Below are 21,605 nucleotides of genomic sequence, written 5' to 3'. Positions count from 1 at the left end.
GGCGCAAGGCCGGATCCCAGCGCCGAGAGACGGGCCACACGGCGCCTCACCCGCCGCCCGTGGTCACCGCGTGGTACGTCTGCCCGGTCGCCGTGCGGTCCGCGTAGGTGGGCCACGGCACCGCCGAATCGGCGTATGAGCGGCCCGGGATGCGCAGTGGGGTGTCGATGGTGGGCGGCCGGTCCACGGCGGTCACTGGGACCTCCCACGTGCGGTGCGGGTCGCCTGCGTCGCCCGGCATCGTTTCCGTGATCTTTCCGGGTACCCAGTAGGTGTCCTCGCGGCCGTACTCGGCGCGGGTCTGCGCCAGCACGGTCGTGCCTGTCGTCAGTAGGGAGCGCAGCGCGAGGCGTTCGTCCAGCGTCGCCGTCTCGATGGTCACGGTGGATGTCGGGAGTGACCAGGCGTCCACCCGCATCACCGGCGCCGAGGCCCCCAGCACGTCAAACCGCTCCTGCCTCTCGCCGTACTCCATCTGCGGCCAGGCCAGCACCAGCACTCGCATCGACAGGCCCGGTTCGGTGATGCTCTTGAGCCACACGTCCTGCGGCGCGTCCGGCTCCGGCACTGCCAGGGCCACCCCCTGGCTGGGGGCGCCGATCATGCCGGAGGCATCGACCGGGTAGGCGAACCACACGGAGGCGGCGCCGAGCGGGGCCTCGTGGTCGTAGGCGACCGCCATGCCACCCGGCGCCCAGGCCGCGTCCCCGCCGCGCACCTCGGCCACCGTGCCGTCCGCGCCGACCCGCACGAACCGCACCCGCGCCGGAGGCGGGGATGCAGCCGTGTAGTCGGCGATCAGGTACACCCCGGCGTAGGCGTCGTCCCGGCGCGCGGTGAGGATGCCGTCCGGGCTGACCGCCTCCACCGGTGGCGCCGGCGGGGGGATGCTCGGGTTGATGACGATGGCCATCTATGACCTCCTTCCGGCACCGGCCTGCATGACCAGCGCGTCCTGTTCCTCGCGGACGACGCCGCGCACGATGCCGGCGAACTCGCCGCCTTCGAGGTACAGCGGCCCGGACAGAACCACCTCACGCGGCAGCCCGGAGCCGGAGCCCGCAGCAGAGCCGACCTCGGGAGAGCGCCATCCGGCACCGGCCGCGGTGTCGGCCATGCGGGCGGCCGCTGCCGCAACCGCTGGGGTGGTGCCGTCCATGCCCGCGACCAGACCGGCGCCGACCTGCGCGCCGACCTCGTCGCGCATCACCCGCGACGGGGATTTGATCTTCAGTGCGGACTTGATGCCGCGCACCAGCGCCGCGCCCATGGTGTTCATGGCGCTCTGCAGCAGCTTCTGCTGGCCGAGCAGCCCGGTCAGGAACCCCTTGGACGCCTGCTTGCCGCTGTCGTACATGGCGTCGGCGACCGTGTTGCCGTAGCTGGTCGCCAGGCCGCCGCTCTGCGCGAGCAGCTTGTCGAACAGCGCCAGATCCGTCTTGGACGCCCCGGCGAGGATGGACGCCAGCGGGCTGTCCAGGCCGAGCGCGGACAACTGCGTGATCGCCGACTTCGACAGGCCCTTCTTCGACAGCGCCGCGAAGTCCTGCTCACGGGACTTGACCGCGGCCTGCCGCTCCTGCAGCCGCCCGATCACGTCGCCGATCGTCTTGACCTCGCCGATCTGCCCCAGCCCCAGGTAGTCGGACGCCACCTTGGACTGGTCGGCGGCCGCCGCCTTCGCCTTGGAGATGGTCGAGGACAGCGCATCCCGCTGCTTGGCCAGCGCCTGCAGGCTGGCCGAGGTGCGGTTCGTGTTCGCCGCCAGGCGCTTGCCCGCACCGCCCGCCGCCGCCAAGTCCTTGGCCAGTTCCTTGGTCGCCGAGGCGATCGAGGCAGCTGACCCGGTCAGCGACTTCGTGAACTTCGCCAGGTCGCCGCCGACCTCGGAGCGGGCACGGGCCGCCGGGGTGCCCTTGGCGAACCCGCGCGCCCCCAGGCCCGCGGCCATGGACATCGACGTGCGGTGGTCGTAGACCGTGGCGCCGCCGGAGCCGAAGCGCACCAGCTCGGCGCCGCGTTCGCCGACCCAGGCCAGTTCCCCGGCCCGCGGCCGGCCGCCGGAGGCGTAGCCCTTGGGCGTACTGCCGACGGCCTGCTGCACCTTAAAGATCGACCCGTAGCGGGAGAGGATGTAGCGGATGCCTGCCACGATGTTGGCGATCGGGTGCGTGATGTCGTTCGGCAGGGACTTCAGCCGGTAGGCGGCGAACGTCTGCGGGATCGTCTGCATCAGACCCTGCGACGGGTAGCCCGCCTTGGCGTTGCTGTCCCAGAGGTTGATCGCCTTGGGGTTGCCGCCGGACTCGCGCATGATGAGCGTGCGCAGCGGCCCCGCCCACGACGCCGGGACGTGGGTGATGCGCATGGCCTGCGCGATCCACTTGCCCAGCGCACCCGGACCGGCCGCCGCGGCACCGACCGCCGCACCCTTCTCGTCGGCCTTCTTGGAGTACCCGAAGATGGCATCCACGATCTTCGTGGGCATCCGGCGGATCATCTTGCCGAACCCGGTGTCGGCGCCCGGCAGCTTGGCCAGCAGCGGGTCCACGATGTTCTTGACGCCCGCCCGCGCGGACGCCTCGATCGTCTCCCCCAGCCAGGACGCGGCGGACTTCACCTTGTCCCAGGCGGCCGAGCCCCAGCCCTTGAGGGTGGACGCCGCCGAGCCGATCCAGCCGAACAGGCCGCCGCCGTCCTTGAACGCGGGCAGGCCGCCCTTCAGGTTCAGGCGCCCGGAGGAGGCCAGCCGGCGCAGGCCCATGACGGCGCCGTGCCCGCCCGCGCCGCGCACCTCCTTGCCGGTCCACACGTGCTCGTTGTTCGACAGCCAGGCCGGTACCGAGTCGGACCGCTCGGTACCCGGACCGCGGACCGGGCCGCCGCGTGCCCAGCCCCGGATGTCCATGGCCTTGATCTCAGGGGCGCCGAACGCGCCCGCGATCAAGTTCCAGGTGGGGACGATGCCCTTGTTGTAGACAGTGCCGATGATGAAGCGAACCGGCTTCTTCGCGATGCTCTCGAGCTGGCCCCACGCCCGGCCGATGAAGTTCTTCGCGTCCTCGAAGCTGCGGCCGACCGCGGCGACGCCGCGGCCGATCAGATCGAACGCGGGCTTGATCGCGTTGCGCCAGAGCCACCCGGCCTTGTCGCCGATCCAGCCCAGAACGGGCTGAACGATCGAGCGCCACAGCCACGAGAACGCGCCGCCGACGGCGTCCAGTCCTTGGCGCAGCAGGCCGAAGCTGGGCTTGATCCCAAAAGTCCAGAGCCAGATCGCCTTCGACGCGATCCACCCCAGTACCGGCTGGATGATCGAACGCCAGAGCCAGGAGAATCCGGCCCCCACCGCGGAGACGGCCAGCCGGATCGCCAGGATGTTCGGCTGGATGATGTTCGTGTTGAGCCAGGAGACGCGGGCGCCGATCCATCCGACGACCGGTGAAATGACGTTCACCCAGAGCCAGGAGAAGATCGCGCCGATCGCCCGGACGGCGAGGATGATGGGTCCCGCGACGACGAACGCGATGATCGTCGCGAGGATGCGGGCGGCGGTCCCGATGAACGAGAACACCGGCGCAAGGATCGTCGTCCAGAGCCAGGACGCGGCCGCGCCGATCGCCGCCAGCCCGGCGCGGAAGGCGGCGAACATGGGCTGGAGGACGTTGGTCCAGGCCCACAGCGCGGCCGTCTGGATGCCTGCCCAGGCGGTCTGTACGGCGGTGCGGAACCAGCCGACCTTCTGGTACGCCACGACCACGGCGGCGCCGAGCGCCAGGATCGCCGTGATGATCAGAATGATCGGGTTGGCGTTCATGACCGCGTTGAAGGCGGCCTGGACGACGATGGCGCCGCGCTGCACCGCGGCCCAGCCCAGGATCGCGGCGCGGTAGACGGAGAACACCGCGGTGGTCAGCGCGACGGCGATGCGCTGCGCGGTGATGGCCACGGTCAGGCCGGTCACGGCGATGCCGATGGGGATCAGCCACGTGCCCATGGACTGCAGCCAGCCGACCACTCCGGTGCCGACGTTCCACAGCCCGGTCAGCACCGGCACCAGGACGGCACCCACGATCGACGCCAGACCGGACAGCGGCGGCAGAACGTTGGCGTTGACCCACGCGCCGACCTGCCCCAGGACGGGCAGTACCTTGCCGCCGAGGAAGTCGACCAGGGACTGCTGCAGGGTGCGGGCGAACACCTGCAGCTCGTAGGCCGGACCGCTGCGCAAGGTGTTCCCCAGCCGCCCGGCGGCGCCCGCGGTCTTGTTCATGCCCGACGCGGCGGCGGCGCTGGCCGGGTTAAGCGCGTATAGAGCAGCGCCCATCACGTTGCCGGGGTCGCCGAACAGCGCGGCGGCGGCGTTGAGCTTGACCTGCTCGTCTTTGGTGCCGCGCATCGCGTCGAGCGTCTGCTGGAGAGCGCCGGCTGCCGACGCCCCGCCCTTGCCGATCTTCGCGGCCATGTCCGAGGAGCTGAGCCCGATGCTCTCGAACGCCTCGTCCACTGCGGTGCCGCCGGCCAGGGCCCGCTCGCCGAACTGGCCGATGCCGTCGGCGACCTGGTCGGCGTCACGCGCGCCCGCCTTCAGGCCCTGGGTCAGCAGCCCGATGGCAGTGGGCCCGTCCAGGCCCAGGCGCCGGAACTGAGTGCTGTACTCATTGATCGTGTCCAGCAAGTCCTCGGCCTTGTTGGCCCCGGACTGGAACCCGGCGGTGATCAGGTCGAACGCTTCGTTCGCGTTCTTCACCAACCCGGTGCGCATCAACTGCGCGACGGCGTTGGTGACACCACCCAGCTCCTCGCCGAACGTGCCCGCCACGTCCGACGCCTTGGTGGCCATCGACTGCAGCTGCGCGTTGGTGGCGTTCGGCGGAGCCAGGCCCGCCGAGACCACCGAGCGAATCGCGTCCGCCGCCTCCTCGAACGAACCGGTGACGCCCGAGCTGTACAGCTTCCCCGCGAGCTTGCCCTGCGCGGACGCCACCTTGTTCGAGGTGCCGAGCTGCGCCTGCAGCTTGCTGGTGACGTCCGCCTGGCCGATGGCGTCGACGAGGCCCTTGACCAGGATGGCGCCGGCCGCCACGCCCGCAGCGGCCGCGCCCTTCTTCAGTTTGTCGCTCAGCCCCCCGCCCGCCGACTCCCCGGCCTCCTGGCCGGCGTCGGCGGACGGGCCGACGAGCTGGCGGCGCAGTTCATCGCCGATGCCGCGCACCGACGGGATGATCTGCAGTGTGGCGTAGCCGACGGAGGGCATGGGCACCCCCTCGGCTGTGCGTTACGTCAGGTGATCTCGCCTGCGGCGATGGCCGCGCGGCGGGCCGCTGCCCGCTCCAGCGCCGCCGTGCGGGCAGCCTTGCGCTCCGGGCTCTCAGCGGCGGTCTTATCCCGCTTGCTGCTGGGCCGCGGGATGGGCTTGGGATGCTTGGTCTGCTTGGACTTCTCCCGGCCCTCATTCTCCCGTTGCCAGTTCGCTATGCGCAGCTCGTCCACGGCCATGGCCTGCAGATGCTCGGACAGACCCCAGAGCTGATCCTCCTGGCCGAGCGCGATCCAGGTGCGGGCGGCGGCTGGGAGCTGGCGCAGCAGCACGCGCAGCTCCCGCCACGTCAGGCGGCCGCGGAACAGGTCCGACAGCCGCACGCCGTAGTACTGGCGCAGATCGGCCTCGATGGCCTCGCCGTGCTCCCTCAGGAGCCTGACGAGGCCCCGGATTCCCCCATGCCGCAGTGCTGCTTGTACGCCTCGAAGAGCGCCTTCATCTTGTACTGCGGCATCGGGATCTCCCGGAAGGCGGTCCACTCCTCCTTGCCCAGGCCGGTCTCGAGGGCGCTCAGCACGGCGCCGACATCGCCGCCGTCGGCGCGCTCCATGAGCTGCCACACGTTCAGTTCCTCGGCGTGCTGCATGGTGAAGCGACGGTTCTTCGGCCCCCACAAGAAGCGGAAGGGGCGCAGTTCGACTTCGGCTTCGACGGCGTTCAGGTTGAAGTCGAAGACCTCGTCGTCGGCGTGCTTCGTCGCGGTTCGGGTGGTCATGATGCGGTCTCGCTCTCACTGTCGGGCTTGCGCGGGGTGATCTGTACGGAGTCGGCGAGCAGCGTCAGGCGGACGCTGCCGCTGCCGTCGTGCTGGACATGGACGTCGATGGGGTCCTGGCCTGCGAACCAGGGCAGCTCCTCGCCGTCGATGAGGATGGAGCCGCCCGGCTGCACGACGATCGTCTGGGCCAGCCGGACGCGTGCGGGCTCCCCCTCGGCGGCCGGCGCTTTCTGCGTGCGGCGTTCCTGCATGAGGGAGGCGACCACGCGGCTGCGCAGCTGCCGGGGCAGCTCCTCGCCGTCCTGGATGAGGCCGAGGTGTACGGCCCGGGCCTGGATCTCGGCGTCTGTGCAGGAGATGGACATGCCCGCCCCTACATCTCTGCCGTGCCTGACGGAGCCTGCCCGTCACCAGGCACGGCGATCCGGCTGCCCGGGATCTCGATACTGTCCTCGAAGACAAGGACGGCGCGCGCGCCGATCTTCTCTGCCAGGTGCAGGCGGCTGGCCTCGTCGACGGAGATGAGCGATGGGCCAGCCTGGTCGATGATGACAACGAACGGTGTCTCGTCGTCGCCGCTTTCGCGGTAGAAGGTGGGTAGTTCGAGAATCTGGATGCGAGTCACAGCTTCTCTCCTGTCGCGGTTGGTCGCGGTTAGAGGGGGTGCACCGGGGCGCGGCCGAACCGCGACGAACACCCGCGCCCCGGCGGTCAGGAGGAGGTCACCGTGACGGCGCAGGTAGCGGTCTGGCCGCTGTAGGCCGCCGTCACCGTGGCGCTGCCGGTCGCGATGCCCTTGACGAAGCCGGCCGTTACGGTGGCCTTCGTCGGCGCGCTGGACGTCCAGGTCGCCGTGGTGGTCACGTCCTGAGTGGAGGTGTCGTCATAGGTGGCCGTCGCGGTCAGGCTCGCGATGGCGCCCACCGCCACGGACTGCGTGGACGGGGCCACGGCGAGGGACTGCAGGACCGGCGTGCCCTGCCGGTCGAACAAGACCTTCGAGCCGTCCGGGAAGATCGTGGCTACGAGGGTGACCTTGGTCAGGTCGGTCTCGTTTTCGTCCACGTCGCCGTCGACCTCGACGATGGCGTGGCGGCGAGTGATGAGCCGTTTGATCTTGCCGGTACCGGAGTCCCGCACCTCGAACCCGATCTTCACCGGGACGGGCACGGGCACGATGATCTGCGACTCGGTCGATCCGGGCCAGATCAGCGACCGGGTCACCGCGTTGTCCTCCAGCACGCTGAACGACTTGGTCAGCTTGAAGTGGCTCCGCGACGTGCGCACAAGGATGCCGCCCCAGGCGAACTTGTCGTCCGTGTCCTCATCCCTGCTTTCCGGCATACCGTCGTCGCCGTCCAGCAGGCCCACCAGCCCCCAGTCGGAACCGAACGGGGCGTTGGCGTTGGCGGGGTTGGCCGCCGTGACGGGGCCGACGTACACGTCGGCATCGGTCCACAGTGATGCGTTACTCGGGTCGCCGGCCACGGCGTCCTCCTCAAGGTTCGGGTCAAGGGTTCAGCCGCGGTTCGAAAGAGCAGGTCAGGCCAGGACGTGCGGCCGGACGTTGGCGAGCACCGTGAGCGTGCTCAGGGGAAGGCCCGTCGGCGGGTCGACCGCGGGCAGCGGGCCGGTGCCGGGCTTCACGCTGCGGATGACCGGGCCGGAGTGGATGAGCAGCAGGCCCTGGCAGAGCATCGCCAGGTCGTGCGCGGCATCCTCGTCTTCGCCCCACACGGTGACCCGCAAAGTGCAGCGGGCGTTGGCCATGGACGGGTGCGGTGCGTCGCTGTCCTTGGCGACCAGGACGTAGGGCAAGTGCGGCGTCTCGGGGGTGCGGTCGTCCGGCACGCGCGTGCCGACCGTTGCGCCTGCTGCGAACGGCTCCGGCCGCCCCGCCAGAGCCGTTCGCAGCACCTGCGCCCCCGCAGCCTGGACGTCATCGAAGACGACCAGAGGTTTTGTCACCGCTGCCACGCCTTGACCTCGAGGCCGGCCGCGCCGGCCGCTCGCGTCAGCAGCCCGTCGCGGGCCTGCCACGCCATCGCCCGCACGTCTTCGACGGCGACCGTCGCCGCGCCACGGTCGGTGGTGTAGGAGCGCACCGTGACCACGACATCGGCAGGCAGTGAGGCTCGGACCCGAGCCGCCACCTGCGCAGCGTGGGTATCCACGAACTCGCGGACCTCCGGGCCCCGCAAGTAGGCGCGTATGCCCTGATAGTCCAGGCGCAGACTTTCGAGCATGGGCCCTCCTATCCGGTCGCGCGCTGCATGGTGAACTCGACGTGATGCACCGACCCGTCGGTGGGGTCGGACCATTCGGCGACCTCGCCCTCCACCTCCAGCAGCAGGCCGCGCCACTCGATGCGGTCGACTGCCCGCACGTCGGGCGCGGTGCCGGGCGCGGACTGCACTCGCCAGCCGGTGATGACCGCGCGCCGGGCCGGGTTGGCCGTACCGCTCAGGGACGAATCGGCGACCTCGGCCTGTGTGTTGGGCTGTACGTTGACGTCCGTCACCGTCAGTCGGGAGACGGCGCCCGGCGACCAGTCGGGCACCTGGTTGCCGCCACGGTCGGTCTTCACGCCGGCGCGCACGCGCACGATCTGATCGAAGAACATCAGGCGTCTCCGCTGGTGCGGACCTTGTGGCGGGCCACGGCCCGAGCCCACTGGTCGGTGACGCCCACGGCGGCCTGTGCCCCGTAGGTAATGGTCTGCCCGCCGGTCTGCATCGCCTGGACCGCCGGCCGCAGCGCCAGCATGGTCCGGGCCTGGTCGATGACGGCTTCCTGGATGTCCTCGGGAACCTCGGCCCAGCCGTGGCTGTAGGTCACCTCGACGCTGTGCAGCCGGTCGGGCCAGCGCTGGCCGCAGCCCAGGCGCCGCAGCAGCCCAGCCTCTGACCAGTCGAAGTCCGCGGCCGCCACCAGGGCCGTGCCGTCGACGCGGACCTGGGTGACGGCGATGGTGGGCCATACCGGCAGCAGCAGCGAGGTGCGGCCGCCGCCGTCCAGCGTCACCATGTCATCGAGTACCAAAGTGATCCGGTGCCCGACTGCTCCGCGGAAGCGCCGTGAGGCGGCCCGCAGCGCGGCGAGCAGCTTCGGGTCCGTCTCCGGTCGGCCGGTCCACGTGGACAGCTCCGCGGGGTCCGCGAGGAATTCGTCAGTCGCCACCGCGGGCACCGCGGCCCTTGTTCGCCGCGGCGGTCCGCGCCTTGTTCTGGGCAGAGGCCGCCTTCTCCTCCGGCCCGTCCGGCTCCGGCTCGGCGCCCGGCGCGTCCGCGAGGTCGGCCTCGCTCAGGCCGCGCGCCTCGGCGTCCGCGTCGTTTAGCTTCATGACGGTCTCGGCGCCGGACGGCGACGTGACGCGGTACTTCTTCAGGGGCCCGCCCACAGCGGCCACCTCCTCGATTCGAGCATCGACCGGCACCACGTCGGAGGGCGGTCCGCACGCCGCGTTTTCTGCGCCGCACGGGCACCGCCCTCCCGCGGTGCGATGGGTGAACAGCACGTCAGGGCGCCAGCTGCCCGGACGTGCGCATCGCCGCGAGCAGTGCGTTGAGCTTGGTGCGCAGCGCGTTGACGTCGGCCAGCAGCGCGTCGTACTCGGCCTTGGTCGGCGTCGACCCGGCGGCTGCCGACGCGGTCGCTGCGGCAGCGTTGGTGACTGCGGCGGTCTGCTTGCCTTCACGGGCCTTCCCGCCCGCGGGATCCAGGTACGGCACAGCGGTCCTCCTCCCGAATCAGGGGGTCAGGTCGATCTCGACGAACGCATTCGGCTGGACCACGCCGAAAGCCGCACGCATCTCGGCGAGGATCGCGACGAGGTTACGGACGAAGAAGTCCAGGTGACTGTCAGTCATCTGAATGGTGGCCTGCTCGCGATCCCACAGGATCGCCTTGCGGAAGTCGCCGACGTAGCCGGTGCCGGCCGGGACGGCCTCGGTCTCGATGACCGGCAGGTTCCACAGCGGCTGCGCCGAGCCAGTGCCGGACGGGCCGCCGAAGTAGTACCTGTTTTCGTTGTCGGTCAGCAGGTCGATGGTCTCGACGTCCTGCGGGTTGAGCAGGTACGCGTTGGCGACCGACCGGCCAATGGTGCGCACCTTCGTCTTGGCCTTGCGCAGGGTGACCAGGGCGTTGGTGTCCCACGCCTGCGCCTGCACGCCGCTGATGTTGCCCAGGCCCTCGAAGTTCTCGCCCGTGTTGTCGCCCTGGATCATCTGGTCTTCGAGTTCCTCCTCCAGTCCGTAGCGGAGGAAGGCGTCGATGAGCGTCCTGATCTGTGCGGCGTCGGACAGGGCCCGCTTGGTGACGGGGATCCAGTGCGCGATGGTCTTCACCGGCGCGGTGACCTTCGCGGCGGCCAGCGCCGACTCGGGCTTGTAGCCGCCGCCGGTCGCGTTGACCAGCGCACCGGCGCCGCCCGGCGCGGTCGGCGCCGCCGACGTCGTGGCCTCGGCCACGGGGGCGGCGGCGTTGGTCACGCTGGTGACCCGCACGTACTCGACGGTGTCGGACGTGGTGGTGCCGGAGGTGACCACATCCCGCAGCCGCAGCGGCCGCTGGAAGGCGTCCAGGCCGACCTGCAGGCCGATCTGGTCGTTGGTCACCCAGGCGCCCGCCGAAGTGTCCGAGGCGCCGGTCACCAGGCTCTTGAAGCCGGCCATGCCCGACTGGACGCGCTGCTTCTGCCCGAACTGGCCGGACGGCGCCTGCGCGAGCAGCGCCTTGTACTCGGGGGAGTCGGTGAACTGCTGCCCGATCGACTTGCGCCGGTCGGGCAGGTCGAACCCGGAGGCCGTGCGGCGGCGGCCGTCGTCGTCGGTCTTGGCGTTCAGGGCGATGTCGTCACCGAGGTCGGCGAGCGTCTTGCGCAGCTCGTCATTGCCCTTGGCCTTTTCGATCGCGGCCTTGGCCTCAGTGGCCTTGGCCATGTGCTCGCGCAGTTGGCCGGCCTCTTCCGGGGTGAAATCCCTGTCCTCGTCTTCGGCCTTCTTGGCGATGGCGCGCGCTTCGGTGAGCGCGTGCTTCATCTGGCCGGTCAGATCCTCGATGGTCGCGGTGGGCATGTACTCAGTCCTCATTCCGTGAGCGATGCCTCCAGCTCCAGGAGCTGGAGATCGGTGCGCAGACGGGCAGAGGCGGCACCGGCCGTGGCGGCGTCCTCGGACGCTTCGCGGGGATCCGGCGTGGTCTCGTCCTCGGTACTGCTGTCGGTTGCGGCCGTCCCGCCGGCGACGGGGTGCTCGGCCAGGTACTGCTGGAAGCGGGCGAACAGCTCGCTGTCGTCGGGGGCCTGGGCGGGCGGGACGTTCGCAGGCTGGGCGGAGGGCTCGGAGCCGTCAGCCGCTGCGGTGTCCGGCCGGCCGGACGCCTCGGTCGTCTTCTTCGGTACGGCGGCCTTCTCGGGGGTGGCGCTGCTGAGCACCTCGCCGATCGCCTCGTAGGCGCTGGTCAAGGTCTCGAAGTTCTTCTGGCTGAGCACCCGGCCGGCCTTGGTGCCGCGGGCGATGCTGTGCGCCTTCGCCGCCAGAAGCTCGGTCTCCTGGTTGGCGCCGACCAGGCACGGGCCGACCTCGTGCAGCTTCAGGCGCCGCAGCTCGTAGTAGCCGCCCCATGGGTGGTCGTCGTCCGTCACCCACGCGCCTTCGGTGACGTCGTAGGCGAAGCTGAACTGGGTGACGCGGCGCCCTTTGAGTAGACGGTAGACCTGCTGTGCGGTCGGGTTGGCGTCCAGGTCGTCGATCTGACCGGTGACCTCCAGGCCCTGCAGCGTCTCCACTGCCTTGGTCACCGTGCCGATGTGCGCGAACGGATCGCCCCAGGCGTGGCTCCAGATGACGGGGATCGGATCGCCCTTCTCATTCCAGGCCGCCAGCGTCTCGGTGAACGCGCCCGGCCGGACGACGTCCCCCATGCTGTCCTCGTTGCCGAACACCGACACCAGGGCGGTGAACTGGCCCTCGGCGAGACCGTCGACGGGACCGGCCGCCTTGACCTTCGCGGCGAAGTCCTTCGTGCGCATACCCGCTGCCCTCCTCTTCTCCAGGTCGGCCAGCGGCGGGCGGTCGTACCACTGCCGGATGGCATCCTCGGTGCCCTCGGGGCGGTCGTCTGCGGCGGCTCGTGCCAGGCACTCATCCAGTCCCGGATCGAGGACGACGATCTGCGCTCCCGCATCCTCGTAGCGGGCGAGCTGGCCTGGCCACGGGTTTGTGTGAATGATCCACGCGTCGGCCTCGACGCCTCGCAGGACGCGGTTGATGCCGGCTTTGCGGGCGGCGAAGGCCACTTCGCGGACCGGTTCGGGGGCCGCGTGCGGCTGCTCCGACCCCAGCGCCTGGGCGATCTTGTCGAAGTCGATGACGACATCCCCGGCCTGGCACTGCTCGCTGATCCAGGTCGACTTGCCCGCGCACGGCGGGCCGACGACGACGGTGATGGCCACGGCTCACCCCGTCTCGTAGTCCAGGCGGCACCGGCAGTTCGCCTTCTCGCCGACCTTCGCCGTGCCGTCGCCGGGCCAGCGGCAGCCGTTGCCGAACACGTCGTCCAGGGCGACGCTCTGCCCGTCCAGCGCGCGGTGCGAGGGGCGCGGTGTCGCGCCTCCCGTCCGCCACACCTTGCGTGTCAGCCCCGAGGCGGATGCGGCATCGTGTCCGCCGAAGCTGCGCAGCTCGGTGGCCGCGGTCAGGGATCTCCCTGCGGCGGCGATCCCCCACGCAGCCGCCGCGACCGCCAGCGCCTTTGGCCAGTTGTCGCCGCCCTCCTCCTGGACCTTGGCGACCGCCTCGCGCCCGGCCTCCTCGTGCTGCTCGGCGTGCGTCTCGGCAGCCGCCAGAATCCAGGCGAGCATCACATCCGGTGTCCAGCCCGACGCGTCGGGGTTCCACCGGTCCAGCACCTCCCAGGCCCCGATCTGCGCCAGCCGGTACCCGTGCTCAGCCAGCAGCGCCGACAACTGCGCGAGGCGGTCCTCGTGGCCCTCGGCCCACACCGCCAGCAGATCCGGCATGCCCTGCGCCTTGGCGCCGGCCGCCGTCAGCAGCTTGTCCGCCGCCCTCTGCGTCCACCGTTCCAGGGCGGACGTCAGTGCGTCCCGGCCCTCCTCGAAGGTGGCCAGGTCATCGGGCCTGGCCGCCGACTTCGTCAGCGCCAGGCCGCGCGCTTTTGGGAGCGCCTCCGGCTCCGGCGCCGTATCCCGCGGGGAGGCGAGGCCGCCCTCGGTGACGTTCATCGGCACGATCAGCTCGTCGCCGCCCTCGACGGCCGGCAGGTTGTTGCGGGCCCGGATCTCGTTGCGGGTCATCCACGGCCCGCCCGTGGCAGTCGACGCGGCGACCGCCTGCTCCTCGAAAGAGCCGCGGAGTTTGGAGGCGATGTTGAACTCGCAGTACACGCTGGCGTTGTCGCCCGGCAGGTCCGGCAGGATCTGTGCGGCGATCTCCTGCTCCAGCATCGCCAGCCACGGGCCGAGCGTGTCCTGGTACAGGTGCGCGTGCTGCTCCTTGATGTTGCTGTAGGTGGCGTGATCGAGGATGCCGATCAGCGGCGGCGGGATGTAGTACGCCGCCGAGACTTCCTCGCGGGTGAGCTTGCGGGCGTCGATGTACTGCGCCGCCTCGGAGGTCATGCCGACCGGCACGTACTCCATGCCGTCCTCCAGGATCGGCGTGCCGCCTTCGGCGCCGCCGCCTTGCGTGAAGGACCGCCACATCTCCCGGAAGCGGGCCTTCTCCTTCGCGCTCCACTCCGGCGCGTCCATCGGCCGCTTCAGCACACCCGTCACACGCGCGCCGCCGCGCCACATCGCTGCCCGCTGCGCCGCCGACTCCGACGACTCCAGCAGCAACTCCCGCAGTGACTCGATCGGCGAAGACCCGTAGGTCAAGTTCTCGGGGGCGTAGCCATGGATGTGCACCACGTCCTCGACCGCGAAGTCCCGGCCGCCTGCTGTCTCGTAGTACTCCGGGGCGATCCAGTTCCCGCGGTACGGGCGGATCAGTGTCGGTGGCACCGGCAGCAGCCGCAGCGTCCCGTTGAGCCGCAGCTTGATCAGGTAGGCGTTGTCGTACAAGGCGAGGTCGGACACCAGCCGTTCCACCCACCGGTACGGCGTGAAGCGCGGCAGCGGCTCGGCGAGGACCCGCGCCAGGGGGTGGTCGGTCAGCCGCTGCCGGTCCGTGTCGCTGATCCTTCGAAAGGTATGGATCCCGAGCTGCGCAACGTTCCGCGCCAGGAACCCGATCACCGTGCGGACCTGCGGCTGGGTGCGCCAGATCTCCGCGTACTCCCACGGCGCGGCCGGCAGCGGCATCGCCGCATACCCCGGCGTCACCCCGGCCCCCGTCACCGACAGCTGGCCGGAGGAGACGACGAACGCCATCAGCCACCCCCGCCCGTACTCGCGAGGACCTGCGTGAACTCCACGCGCGCCCGCTCGATGACGACCTCGCCGTCCACCTGCTGCGGCGCCCGCCCGGCCTCGAGGAGCTGTACGTCCCGCAGCACCAGCAGCGGGCCGCGCTGGGCCCACAACACGCCGTTGAACGCCTTGTCGGCGAGATTGACCACGACCCGCTTGCGGACCGCCGTGCGACGCCACGCGAACATGAGCAGCCCCCGTCCCGGCCGCTACACGACCATGATTTCGTCCTCGTCCGCGTACCGGCTCTTGCGCCGCGGCGGCCGCGCCACGACCTCCGCCATCGCTGTGGCCAGCGCCGACACACCGTCGATCTTGTCGCCGGAGTTCGCCTTGTCCGGCTTCACGTTGCCCGCCGGGTCCATGGTCACGGCCAGGTTGTCCACGCACCAGCGGGTCACCGGATGTCCGCCGTGCCGCAGCGCCGGTGCCTCCGGCGTCCCCTGCAGCACGAGGCGCTGAATCTCTTTCAGCACCGGCGACATGGTGGCGAAGCCCTGCCTGACCTTGACCATCGGCGCCCGCTCGGACACCAGGTCATTGGTCAACTGCGAGGCGTTCCACGGGTCGTAGCCGATCGACCGGACCTTGAACGCGTCCCTGTCGCGGCGGACCTGCTCCCGGATGAAGTCGTAGTCGCACACATTTCCGGGCGTGGCGACCAGGAAGCCCTCCCGGACCCAGCGCGAGGCCGCGCCTGCAGTGCGCTTGTCCAGGGCTCGCAGGTTGTCTTCGGGGGTCCAGAAGCGGAAGACCGCATCCAGGGTGCCGGTGGCGTCGTCGGGGAAGAGCCAGCACAGCGCACACAGGTCGGACGTGCTGGCCAGGTCCAGTCCGCCGTAGGCGTCCCGCCCGGCCAGCGCCGCCTCGTCGACCAGCCCGGCGTTCGCATCCCAGTCCTCCAGACGCAGGAACCTGGTGCTCTGCTTCGTGCGGATGCCCAGATGCAGCCGCAGGTACTTGGCCAGATCGGCCGGCGACTGCTGCGCCTCGGCCGCCGCGCCCTTCAGGTACGCCGCGCTCGGGCTGACCCCGTAGCCCGGATTCGCCTTGCGCTGCGTCTCCACGGCGAACGGGTCGTCACTCTCGTCGGCGCCCCACACCACGCCGTAGGTGTCCGGGTCGTGCAGGGCCCCGCGGGCGAGCTGCTCGACATACTGGCGGCGCCGGTCGTAGATGGACTCCTGCTTGCCCTCGTCGGCCGTCGTGATGATGACGACCAGCGGCTGGCGGCGCGAGCCCGTGCCTGTCTCGATCGTCTCGACGAGGTCCGGGCTCTTGTGAACGTGCAGCTCGTCGATGATCCCGCCGTGGACGTTCGCACCGTGCAGGGCCTCGGCCACCGACGAGACGACCGTGAAGTAGCTGCCACTCGCCGGGTGCGTGATCTTCTTGGTGTACGCCTTGACATTGCCCTTCAGCGCCGGCGCCCGCTCCGCGATCGTCTTGATCGGATCGAAGGTGTACCGCGCCTGCTTCTCCGACGTGGCCGCCGCATACACCTGCGCGCCCGGCTCGCCGTCCGCGGCCATCAGGTACACCGCGATGCCGCCGGACAGCGTCGTCTTGCCGTTGCGTCGCGGCACGTCCACGTACAGCTTGCGGACGATCCGCACGTAGCCCTCGGCCTCGTCGTCCCACCGCACCCAGCCGAACACCGGCGCCAGGATGTAGGCCACCTGCCACGGGTCGGGGTCCAAGGGCTTCCCGGCCCACTTGCCCTGCGTGTGCCGCAGCAGATGGAAGCTGCGCAGCACCCGGTCCACCCGCTCCGGATCGAACACCGCACCCGGCGCCTCGCCGGGCGACGGCGTCTGCACCTTCGGCGGACAGTCCGGCAGAGGGATCCCCCTGGACTCCAGATACCACGCGACCTCAGCAGAGATGCCCAGGTCAGCCGGAGCCGGCGAACGGGTTCGCTTCGTCGCCATCGCCGCCCTCGCCTCGAGCCAGGGCCTGCTCCGTCGACGGCGTCAGGCCGAAGTGTGCCGCCCACGACCTCATCTCGCGGGCCGCATTCCGGGCGATCGCCACGCACGGATGCGCCAGCTTGCCCTGCCGCGCCTCGATGACGAGCCCCTCCTCCTGCACCACCCGCGTCGCCGACACGAACGTCGCCCACGCCTCGCAGTACGCCACCAGCGCCGCCCGGTCCTGCTCCTTGACCAGATCCAGGCGGGACAGCTCCGGCAGTACCCGCTTCCACTCCGCGGCCGCCTCCCGTGACAGCCACGTCGGCGGCTTCGGCGGCACCCGCTTGAACGCCGGGCCGGGCTCCACCTTCCGGCCACCCGAGTCCCGGCCCGGAGACCGGCCAGTGATCAGCTTCAGGGCGGCGGGAGCAGCAGCCTTCGCCATGATCAACCCCTCTCCGGTCGCCCGCAGCGCTCTGACCTGCACAAACGCGGCCTGCAAGGCTCTGACCTGCGCAGACCCCCCGTTGCTCATGTGAGCGTGAGCACGGAAAGGCAACCGCGGCGGGTCCCCAAGCGATCTTGGTCGTGATCCGGACTCCCCTACCCCCGGGCAGTAGGTGATGTTGCTAGGCGAGAGGGATGGCTCGGACACTCCAAAGGGCGCATCTCGGCCCGAAATCGTGCACTTGGGCGCGCGCTTTCGTCTCGCCGCAGCCCGCATTCTGGTCGAAACCGCAGGTCAGAAGCCCCCTCTAGCTCCTCGGGCGGCTCGCCAAGCTTCCGGAATCGACGAAAGCGCAGGTCAGGGACCTGAAAGACTCGGAATCGGCCTGGCGTTTGCCCTGCGAGGCCCGTCGGAAGCCTCATGATGATCTCTTGGCGCGCCGGCGAGCCCGCTGGGCGCCTCGGATGGCCTCAGCGCGGCTCTTGATCGCATCGCACGACCCGCAGAGCAGCCCGAGGTTGTCCAGCGAGGTCACCGAGCCGCCCTCGGCAATCGGCGTGATGTGATCGAGCACGTGGCGTGGCTCTTCGGGGTCGTCGGGCTGCTCGGCCCCGCACAAGTAGCAGCAGCCATGGTCACGCTGATCAACACGTCGCTTGAGCTTGCGCCACGTGCCCGAGCTGATGCCGTAGCGGGCCTGCTTGTCATCCCTGCCTGACCATGCGATGGGCTGATGCTCGTCGCACCTGCCTCGCTGCGTGGCCAGCTCGTGGCACTGGGGGTCCGTGCACCGGGAGGGGGGAGCGTAGGGGGGCATAGGGGCCTCCCCTCCCGGGGTCGGGGGCTATGCAGGGTGCTTGGCGTGTACGAGGATGGCGAACTTCCGTGCAGCCGCTTCCTTCTTGGCCGGGCACTCCAGCAGCATGGCCGAGCCGTCGGCACCCTCGATGGTCACGAACAGCTTGGTGCTGTCCTTCTTCAACGCCAGAGCGAAGATCCCAGTGAGGGCCACGCGCGTGGCTGTGATGCGCTTGGCGGCTTCTCCCCGGTCCACGGTGACCTTGGCGCCCCCGACGGGGACGTCCATCTGTCCTGGCGCGGTGAAGCGCAGCGGGTCCTTGCGGACCATCAGGCCGCCGATAGCGGAGGCCGCGAGCCGTAGCTCCAGCAGGGCCTTCGCGGCGGCCTTCTCTTCGTCGGTCTTCTTCGAGCCGAACACTGGTCCCCCATGAGTCGCGGTTGATGGCGCCATGGTGACGCACGGGCCGCGTGAGGGGAACGGTCGTGATCGGATTGGTGCCTGCTGCCCGGCGGGCCGCCGTGGTGCCGGGCAGCAGGCGGGGCCCGTCTTGGGGGAACGTCGGGCCCGGTCGGGGGTCAGGCGGCGCGCGCCCCGTCTGGGAGGGGCGGGGCTTCACCGGGGGTGAGGAGCCCGGTCCATTCGTCGCGGGTGGCGCGGGGCAGGTCGTCCAGGTAGTAGCGGGCCTGCTTGCCTCGGCCGGTGCGGCGTATGCGGCCTTCGCTGGCCCACCGCCAGATGGTGCCGACGGGCCGGCCGGTGTAGTGGGCGGCGTCGGCGGCGGTGACGAGCCTGGGGGGCATGCTGCACCCCCTCGGGTATGCGTGAGGGCCGCCTGGTCTCAGGCGGCCCTCAAAGCGCAGTGATGCTAGTTGAGCAGATCATGACTTCGGTGCAGTTCAAATGTCAAGCACCTACGGCCGTGCCGCTCTCGAACGTGGCGACCATCGCGTCCGGCGAGTTCTCCAGCGGGTCGGCGCCGTTGTCGCGGCACCGGATGCAGCGCTCTCCGTGCTGCCCCTCGGGAGCCATGTACAGGTGCTCGCCGCAGAAGTAGCCGCCACAGCCGTACTCGTCGTCGCCCGGCGTCTCGCCGCAGAGGTACGCGAGCCCCCGGTCGATCTGCTTCTCGCAGCCGGGTTCCTCACACACGGCCTCGACGCTGTACCCGGCCTGGATCTTCTCGCCGCCGCGGTAGATCTCGTAGTACGCGTAACCCCATGATTCCTCCTCAGTGGAAGTCGGTGTCGATCCGCCCGAACCACTTGGCCTCGGCGTGGACGGTCTGGTTGATGTTGTACGTGTCGCCGTCGCGGCGGCCGGTCTTGAGGAGCAGCACGATCAGGATGGCCCATCCGATGAGCCCCGCTCCGGCGGCGGTGGCGGCATCCACGATCTGTGCGGCGCCCCAGCCGACCCCTGCGGCGAGCGCCCCGCCGCCGATGCCGCCGCCGATCAGGCGCTGCGCGAGCGGATCGATCAGCGGCTGCGGGCTCAAGTCCCGCGGCGGGGTGGGCTGGACGGGTGCCGGGGCCTGGGGGCGGCGCATGGGCACCATCTGCCCGTAGGCGTCCGGCACCCACACGACCGGGTCACGCTCGCCGTACAGCTCCACGGGCCCGTTCAGGGGCGCTTCGGCGGGCCAGCCGGGCAGCTGCTGCCCGCCGTACTGGTGCTGCGGACCGGGCAGCGGCTGCGGGGACATGGGGCTCCTCTCAGGAAGCGGGGTCAGGTAGTGGGGCGGGGATGGCCATCAGGCGGCATCCTCGGGCTCGTCGATATCGCCGAGCAGGCCGCAGACATCGACCTCGGCCCGAGTCGCGCAGACACCGCAGGTGTGGACGCGAATGCCGTCCTCATCCGGCGCGGCAGCGCTCATGGTCTGGTCGCAGCAAACGAGGGCGGTGTCGGTGCCGACCTCTTCACCGGACTGGGGTTCAAAGCCGTAGTCGGTGGTGATGGGCATCGGGGCTCCTCTCAGGGGCGGTTGGTGTCGGTGTCGTCGGCGGGCTGCGGCATGGTCATGGAGAAGGTGACGGTGAAGTCGCCGTCGTCCTCCATCTCGATCTCGCTGCCGGTCTCGGGGTTGATCTCGGGCATGGTCGGCTCCTTACTGCTCGTCGGTGGTGTCGGTGCGGTTGCTGGCGTTGCCGGCCAGGTAGCTGGCCCTGTCGGCCTGCGACACCGTGGCGACGGCCTGCTGCAGGTGGAAGAGCGCGGCAGCCATATGGGCGACCGGCGCGGCCTCCTGCGGGGGCAGGTTCCGGTACGCCTCGCAGTTGGTCATGGGGCCGGTGGCGGGGCGACGCAGGTGCCGGCGGGCCTTGGCGCAGGCGGCCAGGTGCCGGTCGGTCCAGCCCCACGCGGCCAGCAGGCCGTCTTTGTATGGCCCGTCGACGTACTTCTGGGCGCTGCCGTGGACCTCGCCGATGCCGAACGGGACGCTCGTGCCGCAGGTGTGGCAGTGGCCAACGGCCTGCACGGCCACGTCGATGACCACGGCGCCGTCGTCGCTGTACGCGCGCATCTGCTGTCCGGGAGTCAGCGGGACCTGGTCGGCGCGGCGCTCGCCGACCGTGCTCTGACTGATGGTGTCCATCGGGTCTCCTTCGGGGTTCGGCGTCGGGCGGGCTGCCCGGCGTCCTCCTCACCGCCCGTGCGAGACGGGCGGATCGGGGGCAGCCGGTCAGCGGCGGCGCAGCCAGGAGACGCGGCGTCCGGCGTCGGCTACGGCAGCGTTGGAGGCCAGGTACTCCTCGCTGTCCGGGTCGGTGGTGGTGTTGTTGAAGCGGGCGTTGTGCTCGGCCTTCTTGACCTTGTAGGTCTCGCGGGCCTGCTTGGCCTCACTGCGCTTGGACATGGGGTTCCTCTCGATGGATGGGGCAGAGCGGGGCGGTCGGTCAGCCGCGGCGGGCCCGGGAGCTGACAACGCGCGCGCCGGGCTCTTCGGCCAGCGCCGCCTTCTCGGCGCCCTTCAGGACCTGGGCGCCGGTCTCGTCGGCGGGACCGACGCCGTCACCGCGGTAGGTGACACGGGAGCCGTCGGGGCGTTCGAGCTGGACTTCGGCCTCATAGCGGGTGATCTTGGGCATGGCTTCCTCCTGGGTGTGGTGTGGGTCAGTTGCGGGCTGTGCCGGGGCAGCCGTTGCGCATGTGGTCCACGCAGGCCGGGCAGTCCTGGCCCGGGGCGAGGTGGGCGTGCGCCTCACGGCTGAAGTGCGCGTGGTACCAGCACTGCGGGCACTCGCCGGGCGGCGTCTCCATGGCGGTCAGGCGTTGAGGGTCACGAGGGGCCCAACTGGTGATTCATGAGCGAGGCCCGGTCGAGGTGGTATTCGCCGAGGGCTTCCTGGCTGATGACTCCGATGGCGACCAGGTTCTGCAGCTCGCGCACGACCCAGGAGCGGGTCCGGCTGAGCTTGCCCAGGTGCGGCGCGAAGTCCCGGAAGGTGACCTTGAGTCGGCCCTGCTCGGCGAAACCTTGGAGCAGGTCCAGGAGGATCCCTCGGGCCTCCTGCCGCCCGACCGCTTCCCCGAGCGGGTCTTCGATGGTCAGCGGGAAGCGGAACGACTGAGGGCTCGCGGGGGCCTGGACGGCGGAGGTCGCCTTGTTGATCTGCTTGACGAGGGTGGACAGGTCGAGGGTGATACTGAGATTCGCAGTGGAGTTGCGCTTCGCGTCGTAGCGCTCTCGGTTGTCCGGTGCGAGGGTCGCTGTGTGCGATTCGATCAGGTCGATGGCGGCTTGCAGGACCGCGAGAGCGTCGTAGGCGGTGTCGGCGGTCCAGGTGTAGCGGGGCGGTTCGAAGGTCATCACGTTCTCCGTTTCGTAGTGGTTTGTCCCTGCTGTCAGCCAAGGGGGTGCCAGCGGGTGTCAGGGGTGGGTGTCAGCTCGCGCGCGCACGCGCATTACCTAAGGCGGGGAGGGGTGTCAGAAGCGGCTGACACCCCTCCTGACACCTGATCAAGG

Annotated in this window: 31 protein-coding genes; all 31 read right to left on the bottom strand. The window is 70.4% G+C overall.

The features are described from left to right. Positions 1-46 precede the first annotated feature (46 nt). The 31 genes from CP984_RS23530 to CP984_RS23390 all read right to left on the bottom strand — a co-directional run bounded on the left by CP984_RS23530 (position 47) and on the right by CP984_RS23390 (position 21,449). Positions 47-913 (bottom strand): hypothetical protein, encoded by an 867-nt coding sequence (locus CP984_RS23530; protein WP_003979805.1) that lies wholly within the window; start codon positions 911-913, stop codon positions 47-49. Continuing rightward, the gene (locus tag CP984_RS23525; RefSeq protein WP_003979806.1) at positions 914-5,257 is read right to left on the bottom strand and encodes a phage tail tape measure protein; all 4,344 of its coding nucleotides are present in this window, start codon (positions 5,255-5,257) and stop codon (positions 914-916) included. A gap of 26 nt (positions 5,258-5,283) precedes the next feature. Then, positions 5,284-5,643, bottom strand: a complete 360-nt coding sequence (locus tag CP984_RS23520; protein ID WP_003979807.1) for a hypothetical protein — start codon at positions 5,641-5,643, stop codon at positions 5,284-5,286. Between the two features lie 47 nt (positions 5,644-5,690). Further along, a complete protein-coding gene (locus CP984_RS23515) occupies positions 5,691-6,038 on the bottom strand; it encodes a hypothetical protein (protein ID WP_003979808.1) in 348 nt (115 codons plus the stop codon). Then, positions 6,035-6,406, bottom strand: coding sequence for a hypothetical protein (locus tag CP984_RS23510; protein ID WP_003979809.1), 372 nt, complete (start codon positions 6,404-6,406; stop codon positions 6,035-6,037). The genes CP984_RS23515 and CP984_RS23510 overlap by 4 nt, the downstream gene beginning before the upstream one ends. 8 nt (positions 6,407-6,414) lie before the next feature. After that, on the bottom strand, positions 6,415-6,666 hold the full coding sequence (locus CP984_RS23505; RefSeq protein ID WP_003979810.1) for a hypothetical protein: 252 nt from the start codon (positions 6,664-6,666) through the stop codon (positions 6,415-6,417). 86 nt (positions 6,667-6,752) lie between these two features. Continuing rightward, the gene (locus CP984_RS23500; protein WP_003979811.1) at positions 6,753-7,529 is read right to left on the bottom strand and encodes an Ig-like domain-containing protein; all 777 of its coding nucleotides are present in this window, start codon (positions 7,527-7,529) and stop codon (positions 6,753-6,755) included. Positions 7,530-7,583: 54 nt separating this feature from the next. Continuing rightward, the gene (locus tag CP984_RS23495) at positions 7,584-8,009 is read right to left on the bottom strand and encodes a hypothetical protein (RefSeq protein WP_030184025.1); all 426 of its coding nucleotides are present in this window, start codon (positions 8,007-8,009) and stop codon (positions 7,584-7,586) included. Then, positions 8,006-8,287, bottom strand: coding sequence for a hypothetical protein (locus CP984_RS23490; protein ID WP_003979813.1), 282 nt, complete (start codon positions 8,285-8,287; stop codon positions 8,006-8,008). Before CP984_RS23490 ends, CP984_RS23495 begins: the two co-directional genes overlap by 4 nt. Before the next feature lie 8 nt (positions 8,288-8,295). Beyond that, positions 8,296-8,664, bottom strand: coding sequence for a hypothetical protein (locus CP984_RS23485; RefSeq protein WP_003979814.1), 369 nt, complete (start codon positions 8,662-8,664; stop codon positions 8,296-8,298). Continuing rightward, entirely contained in the window at positions 8,664-9,221 is a 558-nt protein-coding gene (locus tag CP984_RS23480; protein WP_100246477.1) for a mobile element protein, read from the bottom strand. The genes CP984_RS23485 and CP984_RS23480 overlap by 1 nt, the downstream gene beginning before the upstream one ends. Further along, the gene (locus CP984_RS41395) at positions 9,211-9,441 is read right to left on the bottom strand and encodes a hypothetical protein (RefSeq protein WP_003979816.1); all 231 of its coding nucleotides are present in this window, start codon (positions 9,439-9,441) and stop codon (positions 9,211-9,213) included. The genes CP984_RS23480 and CP984_RS41395 overlap by 11 nt, the downstream gene beginning before the upstream one ends. A gap of 118 nt (positions 9,442-9,559) precedes the next feature. Continuing rightward, on the bottom strand, positions 9,560-9,772 hold the full coding sequence (locus tag CP984_RS23470) for a hypothetical protein (RefSeq protein ID WP_003979817.1): 213 nt from the start codon (positions 9,770-9,772) through the stop codon (positions 9,560-9,562). Positions 9,773-9,790: 18 nt separating this feature from the next. Then, positions 9,791-11,119: a phage major capsid protein gene (locus CP984_RS23465; protein WP_003979818.1), complete on the bottom strand. Its 1,329-nt coding sequence runs from the start codon at positions 11,117-11,119 to the stop codon at positions 9,791-9,793. An 11-nt stretch (positions 11,120-11,130) separates the two neighbouring features. Next, positions 11,131-12,498 carry an HK97 family phage prohead protease gene (locus CP984_RS23460; protein ID WP_003979819.1) on the bottom strand — a complete coding sequence of 456 codons (1,368 nt, stop codon included), beginning with the start codon at positions 12,496-12,498 and terminating at the stop codon, positions 11,131-11,133. Positions 12,499-12,501: 3 nt separating this feature from the next. After that, on the bottom strand, positions 12,502-14,436 hold the full coding sequence (locus CP984_RS23455; RefSeq protein WP_003979820.1) for a phage portal protein: 1,935 nt from the start codon (positions 14,434-14,436) through the stop codon (positions 12,502-12,504). Then, positions 14,436-14,663 (bottom strand): hypothetical protein, encoded by a 228-nt coding sequence (locus CP984_RS23450; protein WP_003979821.1) that lies wholly within the window; start codon positions 14,661-14,663, stop codon positions 14,436-14,438. Before CP984_RS23450 ends, CP984_RS23455 begins: the two co-directional genes overlap by 1 nt. A gap of 21 nt (positions 14,664-14,684) precedes the next feature. After that, positions 14,685-16,295 carry a terminase large subunit gene (locus CP984_RS23445; RefSeq protein WP_003979822.1) on the bottom strand — a complete coding sequence of 537 codons (1,611 nt, stop codon included), beginning with the start codon at positions 16,293-16,295 and terminating at the stop codon, positions 14,685-14,687. Between the two features lie 73 nt (positions 16,296-16,368). Then, a complete protein-coding gene (locus CP984_RS23440; RefSeq protein WP_003979823.1) occupies positions 16,369-16,833 on the bottom strand; it encodes a phage terminase small subunit P27 family in 465 nt (154 codons plus the stop codon). A 421-nt stretch (positions 16,834-17,254) separates the two neighbouring features. Continuing rightward, positions 17,255-17,653 carry an HNH endonuclease gene (locus CP984_RS23435; protein WP_003979824.1) on the bottom strand — a complete coding sequence of 133 codons (399 nt, stop codon included), beginning with the start codon at positions 17,651-17,653 and terminating at the stop codon, positions 17,255-17,257. A gap of 27 nt (positions 17,654-17,680) precedes the next feature. Continuing rightward, complete coding sequence (locus tag CP984_RS23430; RefSeq protein WP_003979825.1) at positions 17,681-18,055, bottom strand: hypothetical protein; 375 nt, start codon at positions 18,053-18,055, stop codon at positions 17,681-17,683. Positions 18,056-18,213: 158 nt separating this feature from the next. Beyond that, positions 18,214-18,438: a helix-turn-helix domain-containing protein gene (locus CP984_RS23425; protein ID WP_003979826.1), complete on the bottom strand. Its 225-nt coding sequence runs from the start codon at positions 18,436-18,438 to the stop codon at positions 18,214-18,216. Between the two features lie 103 nt (positions 18,439-18,541). Next, on the bottom strand, positions 18,542-18,787 hold the full coding sequence (locus tag CP984_RS23420) for a hypothetical protein (protein WP_003979827.1): 246 nt from the start codon (positions 18,785-18,787) through the stop codon (positions 18,542-18,544). A 79-nt stretch (positions 18,788-18,866) separates the two neighbouring features. Then, a complete protein-coding gene (locus tag CP984_RS23415) occupies positions 18,867-19,340 on the bottom strand; it encodes a hypothetical protein (protein WP_003979828.1) in 474 nt (157 codons plus the stop codon). Positions 19,341-19,388: 48 nt separating this feature from the next. Next, positions 19,389-19,601 (bottom strand): hypothetical protein, encoded by a 213-nt coding sequence (locus CP984_RS23410; RefSeq protein WP_003979829.1) that lies wholly within the window; start codon positions 19,599-19,601, stop codon positions 19,389-19,391. Between the two features lie 11 nt (positions 19,602-19,612). After that, positions 19,613-19,735: a hypothetical protein gene (locus CP984_RS42650; protein ID WP_255304236.1), complete on the bottom strand. Its 123-nt coding sequence runs from the start codon at positions 19,733-19,735 to the stop codon at positions 19,613-19,615. Positions 19,736-19,745: 10 nt separating this feature from the next. Beyond that, on the bottom strand, positions 19,746-20,234 hold the full coding sequence (locus CP984_RS23405) for a hypothetical protein (protein ID WP_003979830.1): 489 nt from the start codon (positions 20,232-20,234) through the stop codon (positions 19,746-19,748). An 87-nt stretch (positions 20,235-20,321) separates the two neighbouring features. After that, positions 20,322-20,495 carry a hypothetical protein gene (locus CP984_RS41390; RefSeq protein WP_156100313.1) on the bottom strand — a complete coding sequence of 58 codons (174 nt, stop codon included), beginning with the start codon at positions 20,493-20,495 and terminating at the stop codon, positions 20,322-20,324. Between the two features lie 40 nt (positions 20,496-20,535). Beyond that, positions 20,536-20,727, bottom strand: a complete 192-nt coding sequence (locus CP984_RS23400; protein ID WP_003979831.1) for a hypothetical protein — start codon at positions 20,725-20,727, stop codon at positions 20,536-20,538. Between the two features lie 25 nt (positions 20,728-20,752). Then, on the bottom strand, positions 20,753-20,899 hold the full coding sequence (locus CP984_RS23395; protein WP_003979832.1) for a hypothetical protein: 147 nt from the start codon (positions 20,897-20,899) through the stop codon (positions 20,753-20,755). 19 nt (positions 20,900-20,918) lie between these two features. Beyond that, on the bottom strand, positions 20,919-21,449 hold the full coding sequence (locus CP984_RS23390; RefSeq protein ID WP_003979833.1) for a hypothetical protein: 531 nt from the start codon (positions 21,447-21,449) through the stop codon (positions 20,919-20,921). Between the last annotated feature and the right edge of the window lie 156 nt (positions 21,450-21,605).

This window comes from Streptomyces rimosus (genome assembly GCF_008704655.1).
Classification (GTDB): domain Bacteria; phylum Actinomycetota; class Actinomycetes; order Streptomycetales; family Streptomycetaceae; genus Streptomyces; species Streptomyces rimosus.
Note: the sequence above shows the minus strand (reverse complement) of the source record. Positions and strands in the feature narration are given on the sequence as shown.